The sequence below is a fragment of the Ruegeria sp. BB9 genome, assembly GCF_056539345.1.
Genome location: NZ_JBQFUU010000001.1, coordinates 1,451,137 through 1,476,676, shown reverse-complemented (window position 1 = coordinate 1,476,676; position 25,540 = coordinate 1,451,137). Strand labels below are relative to the sequence as shown.

Annotated in this window: 25 protein-coding genes and 1 pseudogene; 18 read left to right on the top strand and 8 right to left on the bottom strand. The window is 55.8% G+C overall.

Annotation, left to right across the window (positions count from 1 at the left end):
* Positions 1–85: 85 nt before the first annotated feature.
* From ACR0FC_RS07390 to ACR0FC_RS07375, 4 genes and pseudogenes are all read left to right on the top strand, one after another.
* Positions 86–1,318, top strand: coding sequence for an alpha/beta hydrolase family protein (locus ACR0FC_RS07390; protein WP_170339346.1), 1,233 nt, complete (start codon positions 86–88; stop codon positions 1,316–1,318).
* Between the two features lie 321 nt (positions 1,319–1,639).
* Positions 1,640–2,983 carry a metal-dependent hydrolase family protein gene (locus tag ACR0FC_RS07385; protein ID WP_170339344.1) on the top strand — a complete coding sequence of 448 codons (1,344 nt, stop codon included), beginning with the start codon at positions 1,640–1,642 and terminating at the stop codon, positions 2,981–2,983.
* Between the two features lie 44 nt (positions 2,984–3,027).
* Positions 3,028–3,843, top strand: coding sequence for a CHAP domain-containing protein (locus tag ACR0FC_RS07380; protein ID WP_367646644.1), 816 nt, complete (start codon positions 3,028–3,030; stop codon positions 3,841–3,843).
* Between the two features lie 339 nt (positions 3,844–4,182).
* A pseudogene (locus ACR0FC_RS07375) lies at positions 4,183–4,362 on the top strand (hypothetical protein); the annotation flags it as partial.
* Between the two features lie 78 nt (positions 4,363–4,440).
* Here the strand turns inward: ACR0FC_RS07375 and yghX are convergent.
* The 5 genes from yghX to ACR0FC_RS07350 all read right to left on the bottom strand — a co-directional run bounded on the left by yghX (position 4,441) and on the right by ACR0FC_RS07350 (position 9,335).
* The gene (yghX, locus tag ACR0FC_RS07370; RefSeq protein ID WP_170339342.1) at positions 4,441–5,331 is read right to left on the bottom strand and encodes a YghX family hydrolase; all 891 of its coding nucleotides are present in this window, start codon (positions 5,329–5,331) and stop codon (positions 4,441–4,443) included.
* Positions 5,332–5,420: 89 nt separating this feature from the next.
* Positions 5,421–6,944 (bottom strand): malonate--CoA ligase, encoded by a 1,524-nt coding sequence (locus ACR0FC_RS07365; RefSeq protein ID WP_170339340.1) that lies wholly within the window; start codon positions 6,942–6,944, stop codon positions 5,421–5,423.
* Positions 6,941–8,239, bottom strand: coding sequence for a malonyl-CoA decarboxylase (locus ACR0FC_RS07360; protein WP_170339338.1), 1,299 nt, complete (start codon positions 8,237–8,239; stop codon positions 6,941–6,943). Before ACR0FC_RS07360 ends, ACR0FC_RS07365 begins: the two co-directional genes overlap by 4 nt.
* A 1-nt stretch (position 8,240) precedes the next feature.
* Positions 8,241–8,906 carry a GntR family transcriptional regulator gene (locus ACR0FC_RS07355; protein WP_170339492.1) on the bottom strand — a complete coding sequence of 222 codons (666 nt, stop codon included), beginning with the start codon at positions 8,904–8,906 and terminating at the stop codon, positions 8,241–8,243.
* A 42-nt stretch (positions 8,907–8,948) separates the two neighbouring features.
* The gene (locus tag ACR0FC_RS07350; RefSeq protein ID WP_170339336.1) at positions 8,949–9,335 is read right to left on the bottom strand and encodes a YciI family protein; all 387 of its coding nucleotides are present in this window, start codon (positions 9,333–9,335) and stop codon (positions 8,949–8,951) included.
* Positions 9,336–9,419: 84 nt separating this feature from the next.
* Here ACR0FC_RS07350 and ACR0FC_RS07345 point away from each other — a divergent pair, with 84 nt between their 5' ends.
* Genes ACR0FC_RS07345 through ACR0FC_RS07300 form a run of 10 tightly spaced genes read left to right on the top strand, consistent with a single transcriptional unit; the run spans position 9,420 to position 17,637 of the window.
* Positions 9,420–10,304: a fumarylacetoacetate hydrolase family protein gene (locus ACR0FC_RS07345; protein ID WP_170339334.1), complete on the top strand. Its 885-nt coding sequence runs from the start codon at positions 9,420–9,422 to the stop codon at positions 10,302–10,304.
* Positions 10,301–10,966, top strand: a complete 666-nt coding sequence (locus ACR0FC_RS07340) for a malonic semialdehyde reductase (protein ID WP_170339332.1) — start codon at positions 10,301–10,303, stop codon at positions 10,964–10,966. Before ACR0FC_RS07345 ends, ACR0FC_RS07340 begins: the two co-directional genes overlap by 4 nt.
* Positions 10,967–10,984: 18 nt before the next feature.
* A complete protein-coding gene (locus ACR0FC_RS07335; protein WP_170339491.1) occupies positions 10,985–11,440 on the top strand; it encodes an OsmC family protein in 456 nt (151 codons plus the stop codon).
* A gap of 34 nt (positions 11,441–11,474) precedes the next feature.
* Positions 11,475–12,548 carry a C4-dicarboxylate TRAP transporter substrate-binding protein gene (locus ACR0FC_RS07330; RefSeq protein ID WP_170339331.1) on the top strand — a complete coding sequence of 358 codons (1,074 nt, stop codon included), beginning with the start codon at positions 11,475–11,477 and terminating at the stop codon, positions 12,546–12,548.
* Between the two features lie 30 nt (positions 12,549–12,578).
* A complete protein-coding gene (locus ACR0FC_RS07325; RefSeq protein WP_170339329.1) occupies positions 12,579–13,130 on the top strand; it encodes a TRAP transporter small permease subunit in 552 nt (183 codons plus the stop codon).
* Entirely contained in the window at positions 13,127–14,431 is a 1,305-nt protein-coding gene (locus ACR0FC_RS07320; protein WP_170339327.1) for a TRAP transporter large permease, read from the top strand. Before ACR0FC_RS07325 ends, ACR0FC_RS07320 begins: the two co-directional genes overlap by 4 nt.
* Positions 14,432–14,441: 10 nt before the next feature.
* Positions 14,442–15,308: a dioxygenase family protein gene (locus ACR0FC_RS07315; protein ID WP_170339325.1), complete on the top strand. Its 867-nt coding sequence runs from the start codon at positions 14,442–14,444 to the stop codon at positions 15,306–15,308.
* A 21-nt stretch (positions 15,309–15,329) separates the two neighbouring features.
* Positions 15,330–16,136: an amidohydrolase family protein gene (locus tag ACR0FC_RS07310; RefSeq protein ID WP_170339323.1), complete on the top strand. Its 807-nt coding sequence runs from the start codon at positions 15,330–15,332 to the stop codon at positions 16,134–16,136.
* Positions 16,133–16,510: a hypothetical protein gene (locus ACR0FC_RS07305; RefSeq protein ID WP_170339321.1), complete on the top strand. Its 378-nt coding sequence runs from the start codon at positions 16,133–16,135 to the stop codon at positions 16,508–16,510. The genes ACR0FC_RS07310 and ACR0FC_RS07305 overlap by 4 nt, the downstream gene beginning before the upstream one ends.
* On the top strand, positions 16,507–17,637 hold the full coding sequence (locus ACR0FC_RS07300; protein ID WP_170339319.1) for a cytochrome-c peroxidase: 1,131 nt from the start codon (positions 16,507–16,509) through the stop codon (positions 17,635–17,637). Before ACR0FC_RS07305 ends, ACR0FC_RS07300 begins: the two co-directional genes overlap by 4 nt.
* A 1,027-nt stretch (positions 17,638–18,664) precedes the next feature.
* Here ACR0FC_RS07300 and ACR0FC_RS07295 read toward each other — a convergent pair.
* Both ACR0FC_RS07295 and ACR0FC_RS07290 read right to left on the bottom strand, forming a co-directional pair.
* Positions 18,665–19,600: a mechanosensitive ion channel family protein gene (locus ACR0FC_RS07295; protein ID WP_170339317.1), complete on the bottom strand. Its 936-nt coding sequence runs from the start codon at positions 19,598–19,600 to the stop codon at positions 18,665–18,667.
* Positions 19,601–19,658: 58 nt separating this feature from the next.
* Positions 19,659–20,474: a response regulator gene (locus ACR0FC_RS07290; RefSeq protein ID WP_093961657.1), complete on the bottom strand. Its 816-nt coding sequence runs from the start codon at positions 20,472–20,474 to the stop codon at positions 19,659–19,661.
* Positions 20,475–20,531: 57 nt separating this feature from the next.
* Between ACR0FC_RS07290 and ACR0FC_RS07285 the strand changes: the two genes are divergently transcribed.
* The 4 genes from ACR0FC_RS07285 (at position 20,532) to ACR0FC_RS07270 (ending at position 24,535) form a co-directional block, all read left to right on the top strand.
* Positions 20,532–20,756 (top strand): NepR family anti-sigma factor, encoded by a 225-nt coding sequence (locus ACR0FC_RS07285; protein ID WP_367646643.1) that lies wholly within the window; start codon positions 20,532–20,534, stop codon positions 20,754–20,756.
* Positions 20,749–21,294, top strand: coding sequence for an RNA polymerase sigma factor (locus tag ACR0FC_RS07280; protein WP_005982020.1), 546 nt, complete (start codon positions 20,749–20,751; stop codon positions 21,292–21,294). The genes ACR0FC_RS07285 and ACR0FC_RS07280 overlap by 8 nt, the downstream gene beginning before the upstream one ends.
* 363 nt (positions 21,295–21,657) lie before the next feature.
* Complete coding sequence (locus tag ACR0FC_RS07275; RefSeq protein ID WP_170339315.1) at positions 21,658–23,061, top strand: sensor histidine kinase; 1,404 nt, start codon at positions 21,658–21,660, stop codon at positions 23,059–23,061.
* Positions 23,039–24,535 carry a phospholipase D family protein gene (locus ACR0FC_RS07270; RefSeq protein ID WP_170339314.1) on the top strand — a complete coding sequence of 499 codons (1,497 nt, stop codon included), beginning with the start codon at positions 23,039–23,041 and terminating at the stop codon, positions 24,533–24,535. Before ACR0FC_RS07275 ends, ACR0FC_RS07270 begins: the two co-directional genes overlap by 23 nt.
* Here the strand turns inward: ACR0FC_RS07270 and ACR0FC_RS07265 are convergent.
* The gene (locus tag ACR0FC_RS07265) at positions 24,532–25,533 is read right to left on the bottom strand and encodes an AI-2E family transporter (protein ID WP_170339312.1); all 1,002 of its coding nucleotides are present in this window, start codon (positions 25,531–25,533) and stop codon (positions 24,532–24,534) included. The two genes, ACR0FC_RS07270 and ACR0FC_RS07265, sit on opposite strands and share 4 nt — an antisense overlap.
* Positions 25,534–25,540 lie beyond the last annotated feature (7 nt).

The window sequence follows — 25,540 nt, the reverse complement described above, 5'->3', positions numbered from 1 at the left end:
CAGAGAGATGAGTTGCACTAAACGCACCGTGTACTGTGCTAAAAAAGGATGGACTCGTATCACGTACAGAATCGGGGCATTCGTCATGCGCTTTTCTCTTGCCATCGCAACACTCGTTGTCTTGGCCACTCAGTCTTTTGCGCAAGACTCCGTTCTCATCGGGGACGCCCCGCTTCCTGCCGACATTGCAATTGATGTAACGCTAGATTCTCCTTTTCTTGGAATTTGGACGGGGAGATGGGACTCTTGGAGAAGTCATATCCTCGTCGTCGAAAGCCGAGATGAGGATGGGTTGTTCAATGTTGTTTACTCGGTCGGACGTGGCCAGAATGGCCGCGGAAACTGGTTCCGGAGCAAAGCGCGTTTAGATGGGAACACTTTGGTGTTCACCGACAACGATTTCGCGGCGCGTTATTCAATTTCGGGTACGGGGCGACTGCGGGGCATCTATCCATCCGAGGATCGCGTTGCAATACTCGAGCGACAAACCCTCTCAGAGGTCCTCGCGACGGCGAACCGCCAGTGGTTTGAGGTTGGAACGCGAGACTTCCTTACGACGGAACTCCGAGAGGACGGCGCAACAGTCGAGCTTGCTGTGGCTATCTATCGACCTCCTGGTGATGGGCCTTTCCCGTTGGCTCTGGTTCATCACGGCTCAACCGGCTCTGGAACCGATCCGCAGGCCTTTGATAGGTTCTTTTCCAACGACTGGCTTGCGGACGTTCTGAACTCACACGGTTGGATCGCCGCGTTCCCACAGCGCCGCGGTCGGGGCGGGTCCGACGGATTGTATGACGAGGGATTCGCTGAAGATCGGACCGAGGGCTATTCGACGGAGGCCCGGCTATCTTTGGCAGGGGCGGAACGTGCGCTGATGGATGCAAAAGCAGCGCTGCATGCGTTGCAGGAACGACCGGATGTGAGTGATGGATCGGTTCTACTGATTGGTTTCTCGCGCGGGGGCATTGTTGCCCTTATGCAGGCCGGCGACGATCCGGGAAACACCGCTGGTGTGATCAACTTCGTTGGGGGATGGATGGCAGAGGGCTCCGGTGATCCCCAAATCAATCCGACGCTCTTTCGACGTATTGGAACATTCGATGGGCCGGTGCTTTCCATCTATGGGGAAGATGACATGTTCTACAGCATCGAGCATTCCCTATCCAACCTCACCGCAATGGAAGCGATGGGTGCCAATAGTGAGACTCATATCGTGGCCGTTCCTGGCTACAACAAAGGTCATTGGGTATTGTGGTGGCCGATGCTCTGGGAAGAGATCGTCAGCGACTACATCCGGCGTCTTCAGGATCAACGTTGAAACAATGAATTGGATTGCGACCCTGTCAGTTCCGTGTTTTTTTCCAGATGCTTATGCGAATTTCCGTTTCTGTCTGGAAGCAAGCTTTACCGATATGATTGGGATTGCAGCTTCTGTCCGCGGAGAAGTCATACACTGAGTCTTGCCGGAAGACCGCTACGAGCCCAAAGCGGGCGTTCTTGCTACGTAGGATTACCTTCAGTTTAACGCCCAAATAGCTCGATACCTTACGTCACCCTCTTCATTAGGTTTACCAGATGGTTTTACAGGTGAGCCTGAGTTAGCCTTCAATAACTTCTTCGCCATCTTGAGGGTTCAGTTATGATCTCCAAACGCGTATTTTTGTCCAGCCTTGCATCGACCGCTGCGCTGGCGCTGGTGCCGGCGCGAGCCCGAGCTCAAGCTCCAGATGCAACGCTCTTCACGAACGTGCGTGTTTATGACGGGATGTCCGATGAGTTGACCGAACTCACGAGCGTTCTTGTCGAAGGGGAAATGATCAAGGATGTCTCGCCCGCTATTGATGCCGCGCCAGAGGTGCCGCGCATCGATGGAGATGGACGGACCTTGATGCCGGGGCTCCTCGACATGCATGTGCACCTTCAGTGGAACCAGGACCCTGCTGGCTTCCTGACAGCACGTCCAGATTACATTGCTGCATTGGCATTGAGCGAAAGTGAAGCCACCCTGATGCGTGGTTTTACCAGTGTCCGCGATACCGGTGGCGGCATTCTCGGTGTGGCGCGCGCCATAGATGAAGGGCTTCACCCCGGCCCACGTATTCAGGCCTCGAACGCTGCGATTTCAATGACCGCCGGTCATGGCGACCTTCGGCCGCGATCCGTGCGTCCGAGAGCCTTCGGCGGGCCGCCGTTCACAGAAGCGGAGCGACTTGGGATCACACTTTTCGCAGACGGGGTTCCTGAAGTTCTGGCGGCTGCACGCGAGCAGTTCCGGCAGGGTGCGCACTTCATCAAAGTCTTTTCAGGCGGCGCCGTGACTGGCCTCTACGACCCATTGGATATCAACGAGTATTCGCCGGCAGAACTCGAAGCAGCAGTAGAGGAGGCCAAACGTTGGAACACTTACGCGACCTCGCACGCATACATGGACACATCGGTTCGGGCCGCCATTGAGGCAGGTTACCAATGTATTGAACATTGCAACCTCATGACGCCTGAGTCGATGGAGTTGGCCGTGGAAAAAGGGGTCTGGCTTTCAACCCAGGTTGGCTTTTTTGCAGCAGAAATTCCGGCAGGGTTCACACCCGCCCAGGCAGAGCGCCAAAAGATGGCGTTTGATGGTCTCGACGCCATGCTTCGATTAGCGCGAGAGTCCGGAGCTAAAATTGCACTCGGAACAGACTTCGTCGGATCGAGGCAAACGAAAGCAACGCAGTTGGAGGAATTGCAGCTCAGGACGCCATGGTTCAGCAACGCCGAGATTTTGCGGCAGGCAACTGGTCTGAATGGTCAGCTTTGGGACTTGACCGGCCCGCGTAATCCATATCAGGCTGGTCCAGTCGGTGTCATCCAACCCGGAGCCTACGCCGATATTCTGCTCGTGGACGGCGACCCTATTGCCGACCTTACGGTCATGGGCTCTGCGGACAATTTCGATGTGATTATGAAGAATGGCAAAGCGCACAAGAACAATCTGGCCTGAGCCATTTGCCAAGGGTCAAGATAGACACTGGTAATTGCATGCGAATGACCGAAGAGTCCGCAAAGCAGTTGCTCATGGCGAATGCGACAAATGACCGCTACGAGCCCCAAGTGACCGATGCTGCGCGATCGACCGACGGCGGCTGTGCGCAGAAAGCTGACTTTATAAAGTCTCGCGCTCGGCCCATCGAGGATGAATATCAACTGGCAAATTTCTGCCGGGAAACAGGCCGGGCTCTTTTCATAAGCCACAAGATCACCATAAAACTAGTCAACTCCACAAACCGTCAATGTAATTTCTTGAAAAACAGCGACAGCAAAACGAATACGAAACGGCCGCGCTTGCCCGGTGCTGCTCGCGCTGCGTTTGCGATGGGGCTTATTGCTCTTGTTTCTGCCTGCGCTCAGGGCTCAAACGACGCGGATCTCGATCCAGAACGTCAGGCCATGGCGTTGCGCGAGGTCTCTCAAAAACAAGCTCGAGGGCAAAGGGTATGGTGCGTACCCTACGCACGTAACCTCAGCGGTATCGATATTCGCGGAAACGCCAAGGACTGGTGGGGGAAGGCGCGCAATACTTTTGAGCGAGGCAATGAACCGGTTGTTGGTGCGGTCATGTCATTTCGAGCAACCCGAGGGATGCCGCTTGGTCACGTGGCCGTCGTATCCGATGTCGTCACTGACAGAGAAGTCATCGTGAACCACGCCAACTGGCACCGCAACAAGGTATCATTGAAAATGGGCGTCAAGGATGTATCCAAAAACAATGATTGGACATTGGTCCGCGTTGAAAGCCATCCGGGCCGGTATGGCAGCTTCTACCCGGTGAACGGGTTCATTTATCCCAATGTTGGGGAATAACTTAATTCAATTGTGAACCGCACACTGTGCGTATCCGACGGATGGGTCACAAGCGGCTCAGTAGTTCACGCGGGCCAGTGACGGAAAAAGTCCGCAAATCGGATAATTGTGGCGGTAGAGCGAGTGACCGCATCGAGCCCTCCGTGGAAGTGAAGAATTTACGCAGCGAGCGCTCGCAGCAAGATTACCCACCGCATCGCCGAAAATCACCCGCTGTATGATAGAGGAAAATGCGGACGTTCAGGCAGAACGCAGCGAGATTGCGATCCGGTATGACCGGGTCACGGACCAAAACAACCGTTCTCGAATTACTATGCAGCCAGTAAGTCGGATGCAAAATTGCAAAAGCTCGCGGCCGTTCACTCCGCCCTCTAAAATCACTTCAACCAGGAGCGATCTCTTACTAATCGAGACACCTTGAAGCTGACATGCAACGCTACCCTCGGCGAATGGCGCGAGCTTGGTGCAGCAAAAAGGCAGCTATTTGGGGCTGGCCGAGAATGCTTTGAGTTTGTTTGATGACGCTCTCTCGAAGTTTTTGAACACCGAAGCGACGACAGATTTTTTGCCGTCGCTTCGCCATTCCGCGAACTCAGTTCAGGACTTTAGGTAGGTGTCAAACCAATCAATGGTGCGGTCCCAGGCCAAGTTTGCCATTTCCTCGTCATACCGAGGCGTACTGTCGTTATGAAAGCCGTGGTTGGCATTCTCGTAGATGTAGGCCTCGTAAACCTTATTGTTGGATTGCAGCGCAGCTTCGAACTCCGGCCAACCTGCGTTGATGCGTTCATCAAGCTCTCCCATCTGAATCAGTAGCGGTGCCTGAATTCTAGCCACATCCTCGGAGGCCGGTTGGCGGCCGTAGAATGGCACGCCGGCTGCCAATTCGGGGTAGGCCACGGCAATTGCGCTGACCACACCACCGCCATAGCAGAAACCTACAGCGCCAACTTTCCCAGTACAGTCTTCCCGGTTCAACAGGTATTCGAAGCCATTGAAGAAGTCATTCATCAGCTCGACCCGGTCGACTGTCTTCTGCAACTCGCGCCCATCTGCGTCGTTGCCGGGGTATCCGCCAACCGACGTTAGGCCGTCAGGAGCCAGTGCCATAAAGCCTGCTTTCGCCAAGCGTCGCGCCACATCTTCGATGTAGGGATTCAGACCGCGGTTTTCGTGTATCACGAGCACCCCGGGCAGGGGTTCTTCCACACCAGCGGGACGAACAAGGTAGCCTCGGACATCACCCGTTCCGTTCGGAGAGGGGTAGGTTATGTAGTCTGCGTGGATATCGGGATCGTTGAACGACACCTGCTGTGCCAGCGCATAGTTCGGGCTGAGCATGTTCAATAACGCGGCAGCCGTTAAGCCGCCAACCGCGAATTTTCCGGCGCGGTCCAGAAATTGGCGTTTGGTGATCTTTCCGTGCGCATAATAGTCGTACAGATCCAGCAGTTCCTGATCGAAGTCTTTTGCTGTCATGCGAGTCATGGTCAATCTCCTGATGAGGTGGCGATTCAATCCGTGGGATACTATCAGTTCAAAGGGTTATGGTTTGTTCGAAGTTCTAGGCAGGTCGGCTAAGATATTGCCGTAGCGGGTTCCTTCTTCGTGTGCTGATCGCGCAGAACGTTCTTTTGGACTTTTCCCATGGTGTTTCGTGGCAACTCTTGGACGAGTTCGTAGCGACGCGGATGTTTGAAGCGCGACAGCCTTTCCCTGATGATTGATGCAATCTGATCCGTGTCGAGTTCTACGCCTGGCTCAGCAACCAGAGCGGCAATGATCTCTTCCCCGAAGTCGTTGTCAGGGACGCCAAAGACTGCCGACTCCAGTACGCCATCGATGTCGTTTAAAACGTCTTCGATTTCCTTGGGGTAGACGTTGTAACCGCCAGTAATGATGAGGTCTTTTGAACGACCTACAATCGACAGGTAGCCATCCTCGCTGTATTTGCCCAGATCCCCGGTGATAAAGAACCCATTCTCGCGAAGTTCTGCAGCGGTTTTTTCGGGCATCTGCCAATAGCCTTGGAAAACATTAGGGCCGCGTATCTCGATCATTCCAACCGCCCCTCTGGGCAGTTGCTCACCGGTTTCAGGATCAGTGACGATCACCTCGATGCCGGGCAATGCCATGCCAACAGTTCCTGCGCGACGTTCGCCAGTATAAGGGTTCGAGGTGTTCATGTTTGTCTCGGTCATACCGTAGCGCTCCAGGATGCGGTGGCCTGTGCGCGCTTCGAACGCCTGATGGGTTTCGGCCAGCAATGGGGCAGAGCCCGACACGAACAACCGCATGTTCGCCGCCGTCTCTTTGGTGAAACCGTCATCTGCCAGCAATCGAGTGTAGAAAGTTGGGACGCCCATTAGAAGGGTTGAATGCGGTAATTCCTCCAAGATCATTCCAATGTCGAATTTTTCCATCAGCCGAACTTCGGACCCGGCGACTAGTGACGTGTTCATCGCCACAAAAAGCCCGTGCGTGTGAAAGATCGGCAGCGCGTGAACCAAGCGATCGTTGTTTGTGATACCCCACAAATCCGCGAGAGCTTGCGCATTGGACAAAAGGTTCTGGTGGCTCAACATTGCGCCCTTAGAGCGACCCGTGGTTCCCGACGTATAAAGCAAAGCCGCAAGGTCGTCCGGGGCGCGATCAACGGTTTCAAACTCGCGGGGCTGCGCGTCAGCCTGGCGGCTTAAGCTTGATATTTCACCACCAAGGGTAAGCAGCCTTGCGCCATACCGATCCGCCAGTGTTTTGATCTCGGCTGCGTCGTTGTCGTCGCAGACGATCACCGCAGGCTGGGCGTCAGATGCGAAGTAGTCCAATTCTGCCATTGTGTAAGCAGTGTTTAGCGGCAAATAGACAGCACCTGCCTGAACTGAAGCAGCATAGAGTGCAATCGTATCGGCCAACTTTGGGGCCTGCACAACGATGCGGTCGCCAGGAGAAACTCCGTTGTTCTGCAAAACATGCGCGATCTGTGCCGCGCGTTTCAGAAACGAGTCATATGACACTACCTCTCCGTCATCGAGTAGCAGGAACGGAACCTCGTTTCCCGCGTGGTGGGCAAACAAGCTGTCGTAGAGAGTGTTAGTCACGCTGGATTTTCCTCTGGTCTGGCCGCAAGTACTGCGGTTGAAGCCGCGCGCACGGAACGCGAGGTTTCGATTGTGGCGTGCGCCACAAATTCTTCGTGGTTACGTTCAGTCTTTTTCAAGTCGTAAAGGTAATTGACCATTGCGCCGCCGGATTGGGATCGTCCGTTCTGCGACGGATCGGCCCCGGCATGCAGTTCGTGAAGCTCGGCGCCATTGCCCAGGTGAAAGCGGGCCACAGGATCCAGCGGCATCCCATCTTCGCGCTTGGCGAGTAACAGGTATCGGGCGGCCATCGCCCGCACGTCCTGCGGAGGGGCTGTTCCCGCAAGTACGGCTTCGGCAGCATGGCCATGCTCGAGATGCCCTGTTTCGCCAGCTAACCATCGGTTCATACCAGGTATCGGAGACAAGGTCACAAATGTGTCGAGGCCCGGAAGCTCTCGCGAGAGTTCGGTCACAACCTGTTTGATCAGCAGGTTTCCAAAGCTGATACCCGTTAAACCCCTCTGGCAGTTTGAAATTGAGTAGAATGCGGCGATTGTTGCCTGTTCTGGTTCGATCGGTTCTCGAACTTCGGACAAAAGCACATCAATCGCGTTCGGAATCTCAGTCGTCAAAGCCACTTCGACAAAAATCAGCGGCTCATCCGGCATTGAGGGATGAAAAAACGCAAAACAGCGTCGGTCGGGCGGGAATAGCCGGCGCCGCAGGTCGTCCAGATCATGAATCTGATGGACGGCCTCATACGCGACGATCTTGTCCAGAACGCGGGCTGGTGTATCCCAACTGATTTGTTTGAGGACTAGAAAACCCCGGTTGAACCAGCTTCGCAGTAAATGCACGAAATCTACATCTGTGCGCTTGAGTTCGGGGTTGGATTTGAGAAAACGCAACAGGTCAACGCGCATTGCCACAAGCTCTTGCGTCGCGCCGGAAGGTTGATTCAGACGGCGCAGCAATTCTTGCCGTTTGGGTTCGGCCGCCTCGCTAAGCTTTTTATACAGATCTACACTTCTATACTCGGCATAATGACGCGCCGTCTCACACAGTTGATCCGCGTCTAACTCAAGCTGGTCATTCAAATAGGCGAAGAAGTCCAGTTTTTCCGGGTCGTCCAAGGTCTGGTATCGATCCAGTATCGTTGATGCGAGCGCGAAACCTGATACTTCACCTTCCGCAGATAAAAGTGCTTCACATAGCTCCGATACGGATCGCTTGTCATCTATGCCCCGCTTTTTGCCGGGGCGGTCGAACAGCTGATCAAGCACATCGCCCAGAAACCAGTTCCGCTGCATTTCACGACTCCATCTGACTGCTCAGATAGTCACCTGTTCGACGGTAATGATCGATCAAATGCCGGGTTGCGCTTTCTGCATCTCGATCCAGTGCTGCGTCCAAAATTTCCTGATGCTCTGCGTTGATATCGCGCTTTTTGTAACTCGACCCGCCAGCCGCCAGATAACGATAGCGGATGTTCAGATCGTAAAGCTGCGAGCAATACCGCAAGAGTAATGGAAGCCTCGCATTATCCAACAAGGCCATGTGAAACGCCTTGTGTGCGTCTTCAAAGTCGTGTGCCCCTTTTTGGCTCGCCTTCTTCATATGGTGGTGCCGCAAAACAAGCCTGTCTTCCCAGGCTGAGTTTGCATTGGCGATGGACGTGCGCAACGCGGTTTCTTCAAGATTGCATCGCAACATAAGGATTTCCTCGAAGTTGCATTTGCTAACTGGTGCCGCCCTGAAGCCGCGCTGGTCAATTCGTTCCACCAACATATCCGATGTCAAAAGGCTTAGTGCTTCGCGAACCGGGCTTGCGCCGGTGTCCAGCATCCCGCGGAGCTGTTCGATCTTGAGCTTTTGACCGGGCGGCAGCTCGCCAGTCAGGATCATTTCGCGCAGTTTTCGATACGCACCATGAGTGGCGGATGTCTCTTTGCCCTCGGTATCAAGCATGGCATCCATGTCTGGCATTCCCTTCTTCGTGGTGCAGTCTTTTGGGAGCTCTTAGCTGAGCGTGCTCGTTCCAGTCGATAGTCCGATTGAGATGTTCAGCGAGCCCTCGTTTATCAGCCATCGCCGCATTACAAAGCTGCGTGCCCCGCTTTTGTGCATAGGGTCATCTTCTGCCAGCTTTCGGGCGGCTTCGAGACTGTCGGCTCTATAGATGATGAGGCCAATGCCCTGCATATGCTCGCCGGTTTCATCCGACATGGGACCTGCAAAAGCCAGCTGCCCCGAATGTTCAAGCTTCGCCTGATACGCCAGATGATCCGGCAGTGAAGCCTTTACGTCTTCGGGCGCTTTGACTGGCGTGCTCAGCGCGACGTAAAGCTCCAAAGCAAGCGCACCGCGGCTTTTTGCTTCTGATTTGTAGTCTGCCCAAGCAACCATTCGCGGCCTCCAAAAATATCGATATTATTTGACATATGGCAAAATAGTCGGCAAAAATCAAGCAAGCTAACATGGAAGGTGACAATGAAATACCTGGTGGGAGAGACTTCGGAAGGCACAGCGGTTTTTGCCGTGAACGGTGAAAACGCAGTGAATCTAACGGCTTTGGACCCTGCCGTCGGTTCCGACTTGATGGGTTTGATCAGCAAGCCTGGCCTGGCCGACTCGCTGGCTGAAGAAATCACCTCGGCAGATAGTGTGCCGTTATCCTCAGTCACACCGGCGTTGCCCGTGGCGTCACCCGGCACGATCATTTGTATGGGTTTGAACTATACGGATCACATCAAAGAGGGCGGCTACGACATCCCCGAATATCCAACGCTGTTCATGCGCGGTAAGAATTCGATCATGGCGGCAGGCCAGCCTATGGTGCGGCCTGCGTGTTCGGAAAAACTCGACTACGAAGCCGAACTAATGCTGATCGTTGGAAAACGCGGCCGCCATATCTCGGAGCAGGACGCGCTGGATTATGTCTTTGGCTACACTGTATTCAACGATGGTTCGCTGCGGGACTATCAGCGCAAAACCGTTCAGTGGACGCCCGGCAAAAACTTTGATGACACGGGCGCGATCGGTCCTTTCACCGTGACGCCGGATGAGTTGCCGGAAGGGGCATCAGGTCTGAAGATCGAAAGCCGTGTGGGCGATGAAATCCTACAAAGCTCGAATACGGCCAACATGATCTGGGGGGTCCGGCAGGTAATTGCGACGATTTCGGAATATACCACTTTGGAGCCGGGGGATCTGATTGCGCTGGGCACGCCGCCTGGTGTGGGACACGCCAAAAAGCCCAATCCCCGTTGGTTGAAGCCCGGCGAAACCGTAGAGGTCGAGATTGAAGGCATTGGAATTTGCGCCAGCCCAGTCATTGACGAAAAAGACGCCAAGTCCAAGGTGGCCGCAGCATGACCGCACCAACCGGGGCAGAGCTGGAAGCACTTCGCGCCAAGGCGCAGCAAGATCATCGTGATCTGCGCGAGCGCATTCCGCGTTTGTCCGACGATGCAATTGCCTTGATCCTTCGCGAGTCCAGGTCTCACTATGCTTGGACCGACCAGCCAGTTTCTGACGATCTGCTCGAAGAGATTTATGACATCACGATCAACGGCGCGACCAGCATGAATACGCTGCCCGCCCGCTTCGTTTTCGTGAAAAGTGCCGAAGGAAAAGAGCGGCTTGCCAAGTCGTTGAAGCCAAAGAACGTTCCAAAAATGATGGATTCGCCGGTCACGGCGATCATTGCCTATGACATGGACTTCTGGAAGGAATTGCCTTTTCTTTTCCCGCACGAAGACCGACGGCCATTGTTTGAGAACAATCCCGAATATGTAGCCGATACAGCGTTTCGCAATGGAACGCTTCAGGGCGCTTACTTCATGATCGCCGCCCGAGCGGTAGGGTTGGATGTCGGTGCGATGTCAGGCTTTTCGAACAAGATCGTCGACGAGGAGTTCTTTGCAGGAACAACGCTCAAGTCGAACTTTTTGTGCAATCTGGGCTACGCAGATGAAACGGGACTGTTTCACAAGCTGCCTCGCTTCCCATTCGAAAAGGTTTGCTCTTATGCATGAGGAGGTGACCCAGTGGCCATGAAAGTGAAACCTGTCGTCACGTACCGCACGACAGCTCAATGCCCGACGCACGCGCGGACCGAGATTCCCATTCGTGATTTAGATGTTGTCGTAGACGAACCGGTCGAACGGGGCGGAACAAATCTTGGCCCGTCTCCGACCGAAACCGCAATGGCAGCGCTGATCGCCTGTACCAACGTCATCGGGCACAAGAATGCGCACCGTTTGGGAGTTGATCTTGGCACAGTGACGATAGACGCGAAATGCAGGTTGGATCGCCGTGGTGTCCTAATGGAAGAAGAGATCGATGTTCCGTTTCCGGAAATTGAACTCACCGTGAATTGTGAAACGCTCGCCAGTCAGGAGGAGCTGACACGCGTGGGTGAAGAAACGGCCAAATACTGTGCCATCGCAAAGCTGTTCGAAGCGGCAGGCACTGACCTGACCGTCAACTGGGTCAAAACAAGCAGCTAAAAGTCAACAGACCCGACTTTCTGGGAGGAGAGAAATGAAAAACTGGACCAAACGCAGCCTTGTTGCGGCTGCTGTGGCAAGCGTCATGGCGATGCCTGCTAAGGCGGAAGAGACCATTTCGGCTGTTGTGATTGATGGGTACCCAGATCGGGCCCTTTGGGTGAAGGAATTCACCAATTTCTTCATTCCAGAAGTGGACAAGCGGCTGGCTGAGTCCGGTAACTACAAGATGAGCTGGCAAGAGAACTATGGCGGTTCGATCGTCAAGCCGAAGGGTGTTTTGGAAGGTGTCCAGCTCGGCCTTGGAGATATCGGGATCGTCACAACGATCTTCCATTCTTCAAAGCTTCCTAGTCAGGGTATCTCGGGGTCGACGCCCTTCGTTGCATCCGACGCCCGTGCTGTGGCCAAAGCCGTGGATGAAATCGCGCGTGAGTTCCCGGCGATGCAAAATGAGTTTGCCGCGCAGAACCAAGTTTATCTGGCGACGGGCGTTGTGCTCGACACATATCAGATTTTCTGCTCAGAGCCGGTCGAGAAAGTTGCAGATCTTGAAGGACGCAAGATCGCGGGTGCCGGCCTGAACTTGCGCTATCTCGAGGGTATCAAGGACGCGGCGGGCGTACGCGGAGGCCTCACTGATTTCTACAACATGGTTCAAACCGGCCTTGTCGATTGCGTAATGATTTGGCCGGAAGCTTCCAAGACGTTCAAAATCGTCGAAGTGGCCCCTTACATGTTGAAGGCAGACCTTGGTGCGGTAAATACAAAAACAGTCACCGTCAATGCCGACTACTGGGCGAGTCTGCCCGATGAGGTCAAAGAAGTACTACAGGCCGTGGCTATCGACTACCGTGACCACGTGGCAGGTATTGCAATGGATCGAGCCGCTGCGTCGCGAGATGCATTTGTAGAAGCTGGCGGATCGATCATTGAAATCTCGGACGAAGACCGCGCTGCGTGGGCAAATGCGATGCCCAATGTTGCGCAGGAATGGGCTGCAACGCTGAATGAGAACGGCGAGCAGGGCACAGATATGCTGGCCGCTTATCTCGGCAAGCTTCAGGATGCTGGTTTCACTGGTGTGCGGGACTGGACGGCCGAATAATCGTTCGGCGACCCGAGAAAGGGGCCAGACATGCTGAAGACCGCAGTTACCGTCCTGTCGCGGGTCGCCAATTCGCTTGCTATCGCCGCCAACGCATTGGGTACGCTTGTCGTCCTGGCGTTGGTGGTCATTCTGAATGTTGACGTCATTGCGCGGGGCCTTTTTTCGGCCCCACTGCGCGGAACCTACGAGATGGTGCAATTCTCGGTCGTGATGATCGTGTTCCTGCAGCTGGCCGACGTTGTCAGAGTGGATCGATTGACGCGCTCGGACGGGTTTTTGAACCTGCTACACCATCGTCGCCCCGGTCTGACAGCCAACCTGAGGCGCATCATCAACGCCATTTCGGCAATCTTCATGGCCTTGATCGCCTATGTAACCTTTCCAGAATTTCTTCACATGTGGGAAACACAGGACTACTTCGGAGTGCCCGGTCTTTTCACATTGCCTTGGTGGCCGGTCAAACTGGTCATCGCGTGCGGTACTGCGCTTGCCTGCGTGATCTTCCTGCTCAAGGTCGTCACGGCGCAGGACCGCCCGCAACTTGTCCGCACCCCAGAGCATGACGAGGCTGCAGAATGACCCCGATCGAGATTGGCCTGATCTCGGTCATCGCCATCGTCTTTCTGATTTACGCGGGCGTTTACATTCCTATCGCTCTGGGCGTGGTCTCGTTCGTGTCGATCTGGCTGATGCGGGACAACTTCACGCTTGCGCTCAACCTGTTGAAAGTGGCGGTTGGCGATAGTGCGATGGAGTATAGTTTTGCGACCATCCCGCTGTTTACTTTTATGGGGCTGATTGTTTCGAAGGCGGGTTTGGGTCGCGACATTTACGAAGTCATGACCATGCGGTTTCGTAAGGTCAAAGGCGGTATCGGTATGGCAACTGTCGGAGCCAACGCCGTCTTTGCCGCGGTTACCGGTTCGTCAATTGCATCTGCATCCGTTTTTACCAAAGTCTCGGTCCCGCAAATGATGGCGCAGGCTTATAACCCGCGCTTTGCGGTTGGGGTAGTAGCAGGGTCTTCGGTCCTGGGGATGATCATCCCGCCGTCGGCAATGCTGATCATCTATTCCTTCGTCGCCGAACAATCCGTTGGGGACATGTTCCTGGCGGGGGTCATTCCTGGGATTATGCTGGCAATCGCTTATGTCGGCGCAATTTGGGTCATGGGGCGCTTCACCCCAGCTTTCGTCGGTGGTCGTGTTGTTGAAGACACTGAGTGGATGTCTGGGCGCGAGATCGCCTCCAAGACACTGCCGACACTGTTCATTATTACCATCGTTCTTGGTGGTATCTATACGGGTTGGTTGACAGCAGTAGAAGCAGGGGCCGCCGGGGCTTTTGTCGCGCTAATCATAGCGGTTGCCCGCAAGTCGATGTCACCACGCGCATTCTGGGACGCATTGCTGGAAACCGGTCACATCACGGCGGCGATCCTGTTCCTGATCACGGCCGCTTCAATCTACAGCCGCATGCTGGGACTGGCGGGGTTGCCCAATCAGTTGCAGGACTTGCTGGCAGGGAATTCCGCATCTTTCTGGTCGATCATGCTGCTCTATGTTCTGTTGATGCTGTTTCTGGGAACATTGCTCGACACAGCGTCGATCATTCTGATCGTTGTTCCGTTGTTCCTGCCCATGGCTGAAGCGCTGGATATGTCGCTGATCTGGTTCGGCATTATCACCGTGGTTGGAGCCGAAATCGGGCTTTTGACACCACCTTTGGGTATATCCTGCTTCGTTATCAAATCCACGATCAACGATGACCGCATATCACTCAAAGACGTGTTCATGGGCGCACTTCCCTTTGCGTTCGTGATGCTGATCGTTCTGTTCATTCTGATCGAGTTCCCGATCCTCAGCCTTGCCCTGATTTAAGGAGGCCAAGATGCGCTCTGTCACCAAAGACAATATCACTGACGTCTTCATGGGGTACCTGTCCAAAGACACCGATCCACGGATGCGCGAAATCATGGGCTCTCTGGTCAAACACCTGCACGATTTCGCACGGGAAACCAACCTGACGCATGACGAGTGGCGGGCCGGGATTGCGTTTCTGGAAGGCTGCGCCGCGGTGGAAACCGAGGATAGGCATGAATTCGTGCTAGCCTCGGACGTGTTGGGCCTGTCGTCATTGGTTGACATGCTGCATTCCAGCCCTGACGCGACCAGCTCGTCTGTGTTGGGTCCATTTCACGTCTCGGGCGCACCCCCGCTGCCGATCGGTGGCGATATGAAACGTAACTATGGAGGGCCGGTTCTGCTGGCCGAAGGCGTGATCCGGGATACAAGGGGCAATCCGATTGCGGGTGCCGAGCTCGACATCTGGCAAACAGCGCCAAACGGGCTCTACGCCAGTCAGGATGAGGAACAGGATATCTACTCTTTTCATGGCTTGATGACGGTCGGCTCAGATGGCCGTTACGCTTTCACCACAGTCAAACCAGTCGAATACACGGTGCCATCTGATGGGCCAGTCGGAGACATTCTGCGAGCCTGTGGTCGCCATCCCTGGCGACCGTCGCACCTGCATTACATCGTCAAAGCTCCCGGTTATCGCACTTTGGTGACCGAGATATTTCCCGACGATGATCCCTATCTGGATGAAGACACGGTGTTTGGCGTGCGCGACGATCTGGTGATGACATATGTTGAACGCCCGGCTTCTGAATTTCCTGATGGCATGGAGCTTTCTGGTAAGATCAATGAACCTTTCTTGCATGTGAATTTCGACGTGACGCTTGCCAAGGACTGATTGATAGATAGGAGGCTTGAGGTGCTGAAACGTATCTTCATTTTGGGCGCTACCCTGTTTTGCAGTGCCGCCATCGCACAAGAGCGGCCCATCTTCGACGCGCATATTCATTACAGCCACGACGCCGTCGAACTGGTGCCACCAGAACAGGTGGCTAAAATCCTTCGGGATGCGGGCGTGCGGAAAGCGCTAGTTTCCAGCTCAGACGACAATGGCACTCAGCTGTTGTTGGCCGCGGCACCGGACATCGTCGTTCCAGCGTTGCGCCCGTACCGTCGTCGCGGTGAAATCAACACCTGGATGCACGATGAAACTGTAATTGATTATCTGGAAGAAAACCTGGCCAAAAACGACTACGAAGCTATCGGCGAGTTTCACGCTTACGGCGACGATATCAAAACGCCGGTCATCCAGCGTATGATTGCACTGGCCAAAGAGCGGAACCTCATTCTACACCACCACGGTGATCGCGAGGCAGTTGACCTGATCTTCGAGACTTGGCCAGAGGCGCGGGTTTTGTGGGCGCATTCTGGCTTTGATGACCCGGCCAGTGTGTCTGACGCGTTGGACACCTATCCCAGGCTTTGGGCGGACTTGGCTTTTCGGTCGGATATGGTTTCACGCGGCCGTTTAGACCCGGATTGGAAGGCCGCGTTCAAGGCGCATCCCGATCGGTTCATGGTCGGTACGGACACATTTGCGCCGGAACGTTGGTACTATGTTGGCCCGCACGCAGATTTTTCGCGTGAATGGCTGGATCTGCTGCCGGATCGGATCGCAGACAACATCGCCTATGCCAACGCTGAACGTTTGCTGGCATCAGAATGATCCGCTGGGTTATATGGCTCCTTGCTTCACCGGGCGCAGCAATTGCTTGTGACGCTGTGGGGCAACGCATGGGGTCGGAAGCGCCAGATGCGCCTGCGGTTTATTTGGGAGTCAGCGAAATTCCGTTGGCCCAACCGTTTTCCGTTCTGATTTCAGTCTGCAGTGAAGCAACAGCACATGACGTGCGTATTGATGCAATCATGCCTGCCCATCAGCACGGTTTGAACTACGCTCCCGAAGTTTCGGCATTGGGCGATGGAATGTTCCGGGTCGATGATTTGCTGTTTCACATGCCGGGACTCTGGGAGCTGCAGGCTGACGTTCATATCGGAGGGCGATCGCTGTCCTACACATCAGCGATTACGCTCAAATGAAGTTCTGGGCTTTAACCGCGCTAATGGCGCTTCCGGTTGCGGTACACTCAGAAATTCTATTGTCCGAAGAGGAAATACAGCAAACGCGTTCCTTCGGGCCGTGGCCGCCAACATACCAGCCAGACCCCAGCAATCGCGTTTCAGGTGACACAAGAGCTATTTCGCTTGGCGCGGCTTTGTTCAACGATCCGGTGCTGTCGGTAGACGGCGCTTTTTCTTGCGCGAGTTGTCACGACCCCGAACAGGCATTTGCAACATCCGAGGCACGGGCGCTCGGCCGTGTCAGGTTGGATCGGAACACCCCATCCCTGAGAAACCTTGCGGGTCTGCGCTGGTACGGTTGGGGCGGCAAGAGCGATAGTCTCTGGGCAGCAAGTCTGCATCCGATCATCGAGGAACAAGAGATGGCTCATAGCAGCGAAAGTCTAAAGGCGGCAATCTCCGAGAGTTCTTATGTTGCTGATTTTGAGTCCATTTTTGGCAATATCCGAGATCAAGACCCGGATTTGGTGCTGGTCAACACTGCCAAGTCTTTATCAGCCTATTTGGAGACGCTTAGAACCGAGCGGACCCAATTTGACAGTTTCCGCGATGCGCTGGAACGCGGCGATCTGTTGGCGGCTGCGAACTATCCCGAAGCTGCTCAGAGAGGTCTAAAGCTCTTTCTGGGGCGCGGGAAATGTGCCCTTTGCCACAATGGCCCGGCATTTTCCAACAATGAATTTCACGACGCCGGGGTGCCTTACTTCCTAAGCGAAACCGAAGTCGATGAAGGACGGTTCGGCGGGTTGAACTTCCTGTTTTCAAGCGTCTACACACTGGACGGGGAATGGAACGACGATCCCGCCAAGCAAGGTGCATGGGCGGTTCGCAGTGTGCGTAGGCGTCATTCTGATTTTGGGACCTTTCGTACGCCAAGCCTGCGAGGTGTGGCTGAAACTCCGCCCTACATGCACGACGGCAGTCTGATCGACTTGGATGCGGTGGTCCGGCACTACAGCGAGCTTGATACCGAAAGGCTGCATGCCGACGGTGAGGCCATACTTTCGGAACTGAGCTTGTCCGAGCAGGAGATCGCTGATCTCGTTACGTTTTTGGAGACTTTGTCCGACGTTACATGGCGTTGAAATACTCTATTTCAGCCTAAGTGCCGCCCGAGTTATGCGGCACGCCGCATTTGGTTGACCCCATCTCCACGTCAGAGAGTGTGGCCATCAAACCAAGGTCGTTGCTGTCGTCCGAATGATCTATGCCGAATACCTTGTCGGCTACCGTGGTTGGGCCGTTCCCGAGTAAAATTTCGTATTGCTCCAGCGCCTACCCACAAAAACTCTCGTCACGGGTCGCTTCGCATCCTGCAAGGCTGCGCTAAGGGAATTGGGTTGGGCGCTATCAACAAACGGCAAATGGGCAGGTGACTCAACAACCACCTCGAGAATTCCCACCTGCCGTTTCGACGACTCGACCTCGCGTTACAGCGTTTCAAACACATGCGATATCTATAATAATTAGCCGCCTTCAAATCCTCTGAATTTGACCACCTCAACTAGGAAAGATCGCTAACCAGCCCGGGCACCTTCAGGCTGATCCGTGCCGCCGGTCTCAGCGAGTGGTGTCAACTCTGTTCCGGATAGGTTTGTGGTTTCCGCAGTAAACTGAGACTAATTCGAATTCGTCTGACAGCGCCGCTACTCTGCACTTAACTTTTCCGTCACAGGCTTCTGTCGGCATTACCGTGGGTTGTGCCGCATTCCTCAATCGGAGACGGCCCGATTTGCAGATTGAGAGCGCATTCTTGATGCAAGTCTCTGTTCCTTTTTTCGGACCAGGCCAGAGATTATTCGCTTGGAGGAAAAGACTGCATTCGGTTTCCGCTGCCGCTGCGGAATCTGGAGGATCTTGAGCACGAGCGCTGCATCGACGTGACCAATACATCGGTACGGTCCTTGCGGCGGTTTGCGCACAGTTTGCGGCTGAGATGCGCAGGTAACACTTCCAGCTTATGCGCGGATATTCCAATTGGCGATGGCGCTTGGATGAGATGTTTGTGGGGATCAACGGCGACCGGCACTGCCTTTGCGGAGACTGGTTCTCATCCGTCCGACACCACGTTCCGGAAGACTGTTGGTTGTCCGCCCTAGGCCAAATCCAAAGTCACTCCGCAGCGATCGCTTTTTCTTGCTGAGTCTTTTCGCCTTCAACCAACAAAGTGCGGGTCGGAAACGGAATATTGATATCGGCTTCGTCCAGTGCCTCTTTGACTTTGCGCTTCATGTCTGCCTGGTACTGGAAGTAGTCCGAAGACTTGCACCAAACGCGGACAAGAAAATCGACGCTGCTGCTGCCAAGATTGTTCACTTGGATGAACGGTTCTGGGTCTGCCAGCGAACGAGCGTCCGACATGATCGTGTCGCGAATTACACGCTCGGCCTCCGCCAGGTTTACGCCGTATCCAACGCCAAACGTCCACTCGGCCCGACGGGTCTCATAGACGGAATAGTTCTTGATGGTGTTTCCCCACACCTCGGCGTTGGGAACGATAACCTTGACGTTCCCCATATCCGCAATTTCGGTGTAGTTCAGGGTGATATCTTTTACGGTTCCGAGCACGCCGTTCACGTCGACGAAATCGCCGATCTTGAGTGGCCGGAACAGGATGATCATCACGCCGGCTGCAACGTTGGACAATGTGCCTTGCAGCGCAAGTCCAATGGCCAAACCCGCGGCACCGATCAGCGCGATGATCGACGTGGTCTGCACCCCGAACGTGTTCAGAATGAACAGCCCCGTAAACGCCAGAATCGTATAGCGCGCCAGATTGCCGAGAAAGTTGAACAGCGTATCATCCAGGCGTTCCGATTTTTCACCGACGCCCCGGATCTTCCGGCTGACATATCTTGAAATCACAAGCCCAAGAACCAGAAGGATCAGAGCCGCGATCGTGTTCGCGACGAGGCCAAGAAGGGCCTCGAGCGTCAGCAGGTCGCTTAGCGATTTCCCGTCATACAACTCGGTATTCAGAACTTGCGACAGTTCGGCCCAAACGGTGTTCGTCACGGTCTCTGCGGTCTGTGCAATCTCGTTTTCCATGGTGTTCCTCGTGTTTCATCGCCTGAGTTTTCGTGTCTTGCAGCGCGGTCCTGCCGCGTCAGACCTCGATCACTGCGCTAGAGGCAAAGAACATGGCCTGGCTGACGGCCGATTTGACCTGTTCTTCGGTGTAGGGTTTGGAAATCAAAAAGGCCGGTTCGGGGCCTTTGCCCGTCAGAAGGCGCTCGGGGAAGGCGGTGATGAAAATGACGGGGCAATCGCCGTGCTGGGCAATGATGCGGTTCACCGCATCGATCCCGCTGGATTTGTCCGCCAGTTGGATGTCTGACAGGATCAAGTCGAACGGCTCGCGCTCGGCCAGGTCGATGGCGGCGGTCTCGGTGCGAGCGACCCCGGTGACCCGGTGGCCCAGGTCGGTCACCATCGTCTCAAGATCCATCGCGATGATTGCTTCGTCTTCGATGATCAAAATGCGCCCAGAGGTGTGGCGGGCCATTTCCTCGTAGGCGATATCGATCAGCTTCTGAGCCTCGGCGGGTTCTATCTGCATGATCGCGGCGATATCGCTGACCGAGAACTCTTCGACCGTGCGCAGCAGCAAGGCCTCGCGCGTGTTCGGCGTCAGGCGTGCCAACTGGGCGTGAGCGCGCGATTGAATGTCAGAACTGCCGCCATCGGCGTCAACGGGCATTCCCGACGTTGACCAGATACCGTGAAAAACACGAAACAACGCGACCCGCGGCGTGAGATCGGCATCGAACTGCGCGGGATCTGCAAGGATCGCTTCAAGCGATGCTGCGGCGTAGGCGTCGCCACTGTCCTGTGAGCCGGTGAGGGCACGGGCATAACGGCGCAGAAACGGCAGCAGCGGGCCAATTTGATCTGCGACGGAAACTCCGGTCAGCTCAGTCATCTATGTTTTCCTCATTTTTTTCTCTAAACTCGGGAACCAAACGCATACTGGGGCGTTATGGTTCCAGCAAAAGTAAAAATTTTTGATGATGCCATGACAAAACCACAGCCCAGCCGAGAACATCGGCAAGAAATAGAACAAAGGATCGACGAGAACCTCAAGCGGGCTTTCGATGAGGTTGCCAGCGAACCGGTTCCGGATCGGTTCGTCGCTCTTCTTGAAAAACTGCGCAATCAGACCAGTGTTCCCAAGAGCGGTGACACGGGAGGCTCGGATGGTTGATCCCCGAGAAGAGCTGGTCGAACATATTGGCGCGATGCGTGCCTTTGCGATCAGCCTGTGCCGAAACGGGGCCACGGCCGATGACATCGTGCAGGACGCATTGATCAAGGCATGGAGTAATATCGACTCGTTCCAGGAAGGCACCAACATGCGGGCCTGGCTGTTCACCATAGTCCGGAACACCTATTTTTCCCTGCACCGCAAACGCAAGCGCGAGGTCGAGGATGTCGATGGTGCCATGGCCGAGAGCCTGTCGCAGAAGCCCGACCATGACGGACGTTTGGCCTTGAAGGATTTTGCGGTTGCTTTTGATCAGTTGACGGATGAGCAGCGCGAAGCTTTGGTGTTGGTCGGTGCACAAGGGTTTTCCTATGAGGAAGCGGCCGAGATGTGTGGCGTCGCCCTTGGAACGATCAAAAGCCGGGTGAACCGGGCCCGCGCGCAATTGGCCGAACTGATGGATTTGGAAGATGACGAACCCATCGAATTGACCGATGCGGTAACGGCGGCAATCGTTCAGACGCAACCGGCGGCCTGACGATCGATGGATGCGAAGCCGCGCAGCCTGACCGTCTATCTTGCCGCGCTGGTCACTCTGGCGCTTCTGCCGTTGGGTCTGATTGCCGTCCTCCAGACCCGTGCGGTCATCGCAGAAGCCGACGACAACTCGCGCTCCTCGGTTTTGGCCCGAACAATCGAGGCGGCCAGCCGGGAACAAGAGCTGTTGCAAAAGGCCGTGGGCGCCGGCGCCGGTTTGGCGGCGGCGCTGGCGGAGGTGCGAGAAGATGGGGTCGCCTGTTCCGCCCTTATGCATCGGTTCCTGAAAAGTGCGCCGGAATTTGTATTTGCCGGGTTCATCCGACCCGACGGTATCATGGCGTGTTCGACAGCGGACGAAGTCATGGACCTGTCCGACGCTCCGGGATTCTCCAAAATTATCGAAAACCCGCAGCTGACTTTTTCCGTCAACCGATCCGGCGCTGTTTCAGGGCAATCCGTGATTATCGTCACCCGACCGGTCATGGATCGGGCACAGCTGCTGGGGTTCGTATCCATATCCATCCCCCATGCCCTCGCCAGTATTCCTTTGGATGTCGAGGACCAAAAAAGCGACGTCGTCATTGCCCTGTTCGATGCGAGCGGTGAGGTGCTCTTGTCGAATGTCGGTCTCGACGAAGTGAGCGGCTATTTGCCTCCCGCGCCGGACAAGCGTTTGGTGCTTTCCAACTCGGGAAAGACGTTCTCTGACCGTACACCCCTCGGAGAGGAGCGTATCTTCGCGGTTGCGACGATCATTCCGGGTGAAGTCGCCGTGATTGGTAGTTGGCCACGAGACGTGGCCTTGGCTTCGGTCGGCGCCGGCAGTACCGCCCTGACCATTGCCTTCCCGATCCTTATGTGGGTAACGGGGCTGGGGGTGGCGCTGTGGGGCCTGCATCGATTGGTGATCCGGCACCTCGACAGCTTGCGTTCGGCCGTGCGTCGTTTTGCGTTGGGTGAGCGCGATCCGATTGAAAGCCTGGAAGGCGCGCCGCAGGAGTTTCAGCAAATCCAGACAGCATTCAACCGCATGGTCTTGTTGATCCGCGAGGCTGAGGCGCAGCACGAACGCGATCTTGTGGAAAAAACGCTGTTGTTGCGCGAGGTGCATCATCGCGTCAAAAACAACCTGCAACTGATCGCTTCGATCATGAACATGCATTTGCGCAAGGCCGAAACCCCCGAGGCCCGGCGCTTGCTGGAACAGTTGCAGCGCCGGGTTCGCGGCCTGGCCATGGTGCACCAAACCTTGAACCAGAACTCGCAGATGACGACGATCAACACCGAGGCGCTCATCGGGCATTTGGTGGCCGAACTGGCGCATCGACCGCCAATTCTGGGTCAGGTGGTCGAGGTCGACTGTCGGATCGCTCCGGTCGAACTGGGGCAGGACCAGGCCGTCACGCTGTCGATGCTGGTGGCCGAGGCACTGACGAACGCGGTTAAATACGTAGGCGTTCCGCAGGACGGACCGCCGACAATTTCGGTGGAATTGACCCGACCCGAGGAGAACACCCTGCATCTGAAAATCTCCAACACGCGCGGGCAGACGGACGACGGTGCGGATCTGTTCCACAGTGGCGGGATCGGTCAGCGGCTGATGCAGGCCTTCCTCCGCCAATTGGACGGTTCCGAAACCATAACCGAGACGTCCTCGCATTATGTGTATGAGGTGACGTTCGATATCGCCGAAGTAGAAGGGGATAGCGAACAAAAGACCATTGCGGATGAGAGAGGCGGTGATGCCCGTGCCGCAGCAGAATGACTTTGAGGTCCTGATCACGGCCGAGCAAGCCTGGCCCGCTTTGGAAAAAGCGGTTCTGGAGGCCCGGCACCAAATCAAGGCAAGTTTTCGGGTATTCGATTTCATGACGCGGCTGCGCAGCGATGAGGCGCGCCAGATCGGCGATACCTGGTTTGACCTGATCGAGCATGTCATCCGCAAGGGTGTCTCGTTTCATTTGGTCATCAGCGATTTCGACCCGATCTTTGCGACCGAGTTGCACGAGCTGAGCTGGCGCACCAAACGGCAGGCAGTTGCGCTTGCGGAAATCCTGGGTCCCGAACTGGCTTCGAGCTTGAGCGTTCGCGTGTCCATGCATCCCGCGCAGGCCGGCGCATTGCCTTGGGCCACGCTGTTACCCGCGGTTTTGCGAAAAAAGGCGCAGCGGATGCAGGAACTGTCCCGCGAACGACGCGAACGGCAGGCGGTACGGCTGGGGTCGGACATGTTGCCCCGGCTTCACACCGTGTCGCACCATCAGAAAGTCGCCGTAATCGACAATGAGGTCTGCTACCTCGGCGGATTGGACTTGAACGAAAGGCGCTTTGACACACCGGATCACGACCGTCTGGCCAGAAACACATGGTCAGACGTTCAATTGCTGGTCCGCGGACCCGAGGCCGCCGAGGCCGCGCGCCATATCGACCGGTTCGAACATGAAATCGCAACCGGACAACCGGACCCCCAGACGACCCATCTGCGCCGCACCCTGTCCAGCCCACGCCGGTTTGCGTTCTGGCGGCTGTCGCCAAAGACCATCGCGCATGAGATCGAGGACGAGCACATCGCCGCCTTTCAGGCCGCGCGGCAACTTCTGCACATCGAGACCCAGTATTTCAGGTCAACCCGGCTGGCCGAGGCCTTGGCTGAGGCGGGCCATTCCAAGCAGGATCTGAAACTGGTGCTTGTTGTGCCAGCCTTGCCCGAGGAAGTGGCCTTTGGCGGGCATGACGGATTGGATGCGCAATTCGGGTTGGACCTGCAAGCCAAATGCCTGGAGATCATCCAGCAGGGGTTCCAAGACCGGGTTTCGGTGTCGACCCCGGTCCAACCGATTTCAGCCAGTGGGGCCGATGCCAGCGCCGAGGTTCTGAGCGGGTCTCCGATCATTCACGTTCACAACAAAGTTCTGGTGGTGGATGACCATCATGCTTTGGTCGGGTCCGCCAACCTGAACGGACGGTCTTTGCGGTGGGACACAGAAGTCGCCCTTCGGGTAACCGACCGGCAGCGGGTTGCGGTTCTGCGGCAGGCCCTGGTGGACCATTGGTGGTTCTCGGATGATCTGAGCAAACCGATCGAGCCCGATGCCATGTTCGCGTGGTGGAAGCGAGAGGTTCGCGCCAACGGCCTGCGTCGCCCCGAAGCGCGCAGTGGTTTCTTGGTCCCGCATGACGCCGATGTCGCGCGTGATATGCGGCAACCGTTGCCGGGGGTTACTGAAAACATCGTCTAGGTGTTTTCGATCGAACTCATGACCTTGGGGTTCATCAACACGCCGAACCACAACAGGATCGGCAGCGCGACGATGGCCCCGACCGGCCCCCACAGCCAAAGTCCGAAGATGATGGCGATGAACACGACCAGCGGGTTCACCTGTAGACGTTGGCCGACGAAGGCGGGTGTCACGAATTGCGCCTCGGACAAATTGATTGCGAGGAAAACCAGCGGGGGCAACAGGGCCGCTGCCCCGCCGAACTGAGTCAAACCGGCAATCAGAAGGCCGGTCATGATCATCAGAGGCCCCAGATACAGCACAAAGTTCAGAAGGCCGGCGGCCACCCCCCAGATCACGGCATCATTGATGCCTATCAGTCCCAAGGCCACGGCCGTTACCGTCCCGAGGCCGATATTGACCAACGTCACGGCAGCGAAATAGCGATAGACCGCGCGGTCGGCCAGATACAGCCGCTCCGTCAACGGGCCGGCTGCGGCATATAGCTCGGGTCGGGTCAAAACGAAGAAGAACAGCGTGCCGATGAAAATCAGGATCTTTGATCCGAAATTGGGCGCCAGCCACAAGGCATCCATCACTGACGGAAGGGCGGACTCCGTTTCCGCTGCCCCATCGGCGCCGACGGTTTCCTCGATCTCGCGTCCAAGCGTTTCGATACCCCGAATGAATTCGGACATCGCAGCGACCCAAGAGCGCAACTCGCGTTTGATGGCAGGCAACTGTTCGACCAGCGCGGACAGCAATGGTTCGAGCAGCAGGAAAGCCGCGACGATGACGGTGCTGGTCACGAACAGCAGTGACGAAGCGGATATCACACGTGGGCAACCGACCTTCTCAAGCTTGTCGGCAAGCGGGGCGACCACGACCCCCAAAACCAACGCAAAGGTGATCGGAGCGACGATGGACCGGGCCAGGTACAAAGCGGTGATGATGGCGATCCCGGTCAGGATCGCCAACATTGCACGCAAGGCCGATGGAGAGCTGAAGGCAGTTGGCATGGGCGCG

Coding starts and splice junctions, on each gene's coding strand:
- ACR0FC_RS07390 (WP_170339346.1), top strand. CDS start 86: ATGCGCTTTTCTCTTGCCATCGCAACACTCGTTGTCTTGGCCACTCAG.
- ACR0FC_RS07385 (WP_170339344.1), top strand. CDS start 1,640: ATGATCTCCAAACGCGTATTTTTGTCCAGCCTTGCATCGACCGCTGCG.
- ACR0FC_RS07380 (WP_367646644.1), top strand. CDS start 3,028: ATGACCGAAGAGTCCGCAAAGCAGTTGCTCATGGCGAATGCGACAAAT.
- yghX (WP_170339342.1), bottom strand. CDS start 5,331: ATGACTCGCATGACAGCAAAAGACTTCGATCAGGAACTGCTGGATCTG.
- ACR0FC_RS07360 (WP_170339338.1), bottom strand. CDS start 8,239: ATGCAGCGGAACTGGTTTCTGGGCGATGTGCTTGATCAGCTGTTCGAC.
- ACR0FC_RS07355 (WP_170339492.1), bottom strand. CDS start 8,906: ATGGATGCCATGCTTGATACCGAGGGCAAAGAGACATCCGCCACTCAT.
- ACR0FC_RS07350 (WP_170339336.1), bottom strand. CDS start 9,335: ATGGTTGCTTGGGCAGACTACAAATCAGAAGCAAAAAGCCGCGGTGCG.
- ACR0FC_RS07345 (WP_170339334.1), top strand. CDS start 9,420: ATGAAATACCTGGTGGGAGAGACTTCGGAAGGCACAGCGGTTTTTGCC.
- ACR0FC_RS07340 (WP_170339332.1), top strand. CDS start 10,301: ATGACCGCACCAACCGGGGCAGAGCTGGAAGCACTTCGCGCCAAGGCG.
- ACR0FC_RS07335 (WP_170339491.1), top strand. CDS start 10,985: ATGAAAGTGAAACCTGTCGTCACGTACCGCACGACAGCTCAATGCCCG.
- ACR0FC_RS07330 (WP_170339331.1), top strand. CDS start 11,475: ATGAAAAACTGGACCAAACGCAGCCTTGTTGCGGCTGCTGTGGCAAGC.
- ACR0FC_RS07325 (WP_170339329.1), top strand. CDS start 12,579: ATGCTGAAGACCGCAGTTACCGTCCTGTCGCGGGTCGCCAATTCGCTT.
- ACR0FC_RS07320 (WP_170339327.1), top strand. CDS start 13,127: ATGACCCCGATCGAGATTGGCCTGATCTCGGTCATCGCCATCGTCTTT.
- ACR0FC_RS07315 (WP_170339325.1), top strand. CDS start 14,442: ATGCGCTCTGTCACCAAAGACAATATCACTGACGTCTTCATGGGGTAC.
- ACR0FC_RS07305 (WP_170339321.1), top strand. CDS start 16,133: ATGATCCGCTGGGTTATATGGCTCCTTGCTTCACCGGGCGCAGCAATT.
- ACR0FC_RS07300 (WP_170339319.1), top strand. CDS start 16,507: ATGAAGTTCTGGGCTTTAACCGCGCTAATGGCGCTTCCGGTTGCGGTA.
- ACR0FC_RS07295 (WP_170339317.1), bottom strand. CDS start 19,600: ATGGAAAACGAGATTGCACAGACCGCAGAGACCGTGACGAACACCGTT.
- ACR0FC_RS07290 (WP_093961657.1), bottom strand. CDS start 20,474: ATGACTGAGCTGACCGGAGTTTCCGTCGCAGATCAAATTGGCCCGCTG.
- ACR0FC_RS07285 (WP_367646643.1), top strand. CDS start 20,532: ATGGTTCCAGCAAAAGTAAAAATTTTTGATGATGCCATGACAAAACCA.
- ACR0FC_RS07280 (WP_005982020.1), top strand. CDS start 20,749: ATGGTTGATCCCCGAGAAGAGCTGGTCGAACATATTGGCGCGATGCGT.
- ACR0FC_RS07275 (WP_170339315.1), top strand. CDS start 21,658: ATGGACCTGTCCGACGCTCCGGGATTCTCCAAAATTATCGAAAACCCG.
- ACR0FC_RS07270 (WP_170339314.1), top strand. CDS start 23,039: ATGCCCGTGCCGCAGCAGAATGACTTTGAGGTCCTGATCACGGCCGAG.
- ACR0FC_RS07265 (WP_170339312.1), bottom strand. CDS start 25,533: ATGCCAACTGCCTTCAGCTCTCCATCGGCCTTGCGTGCAATGTTGGCG.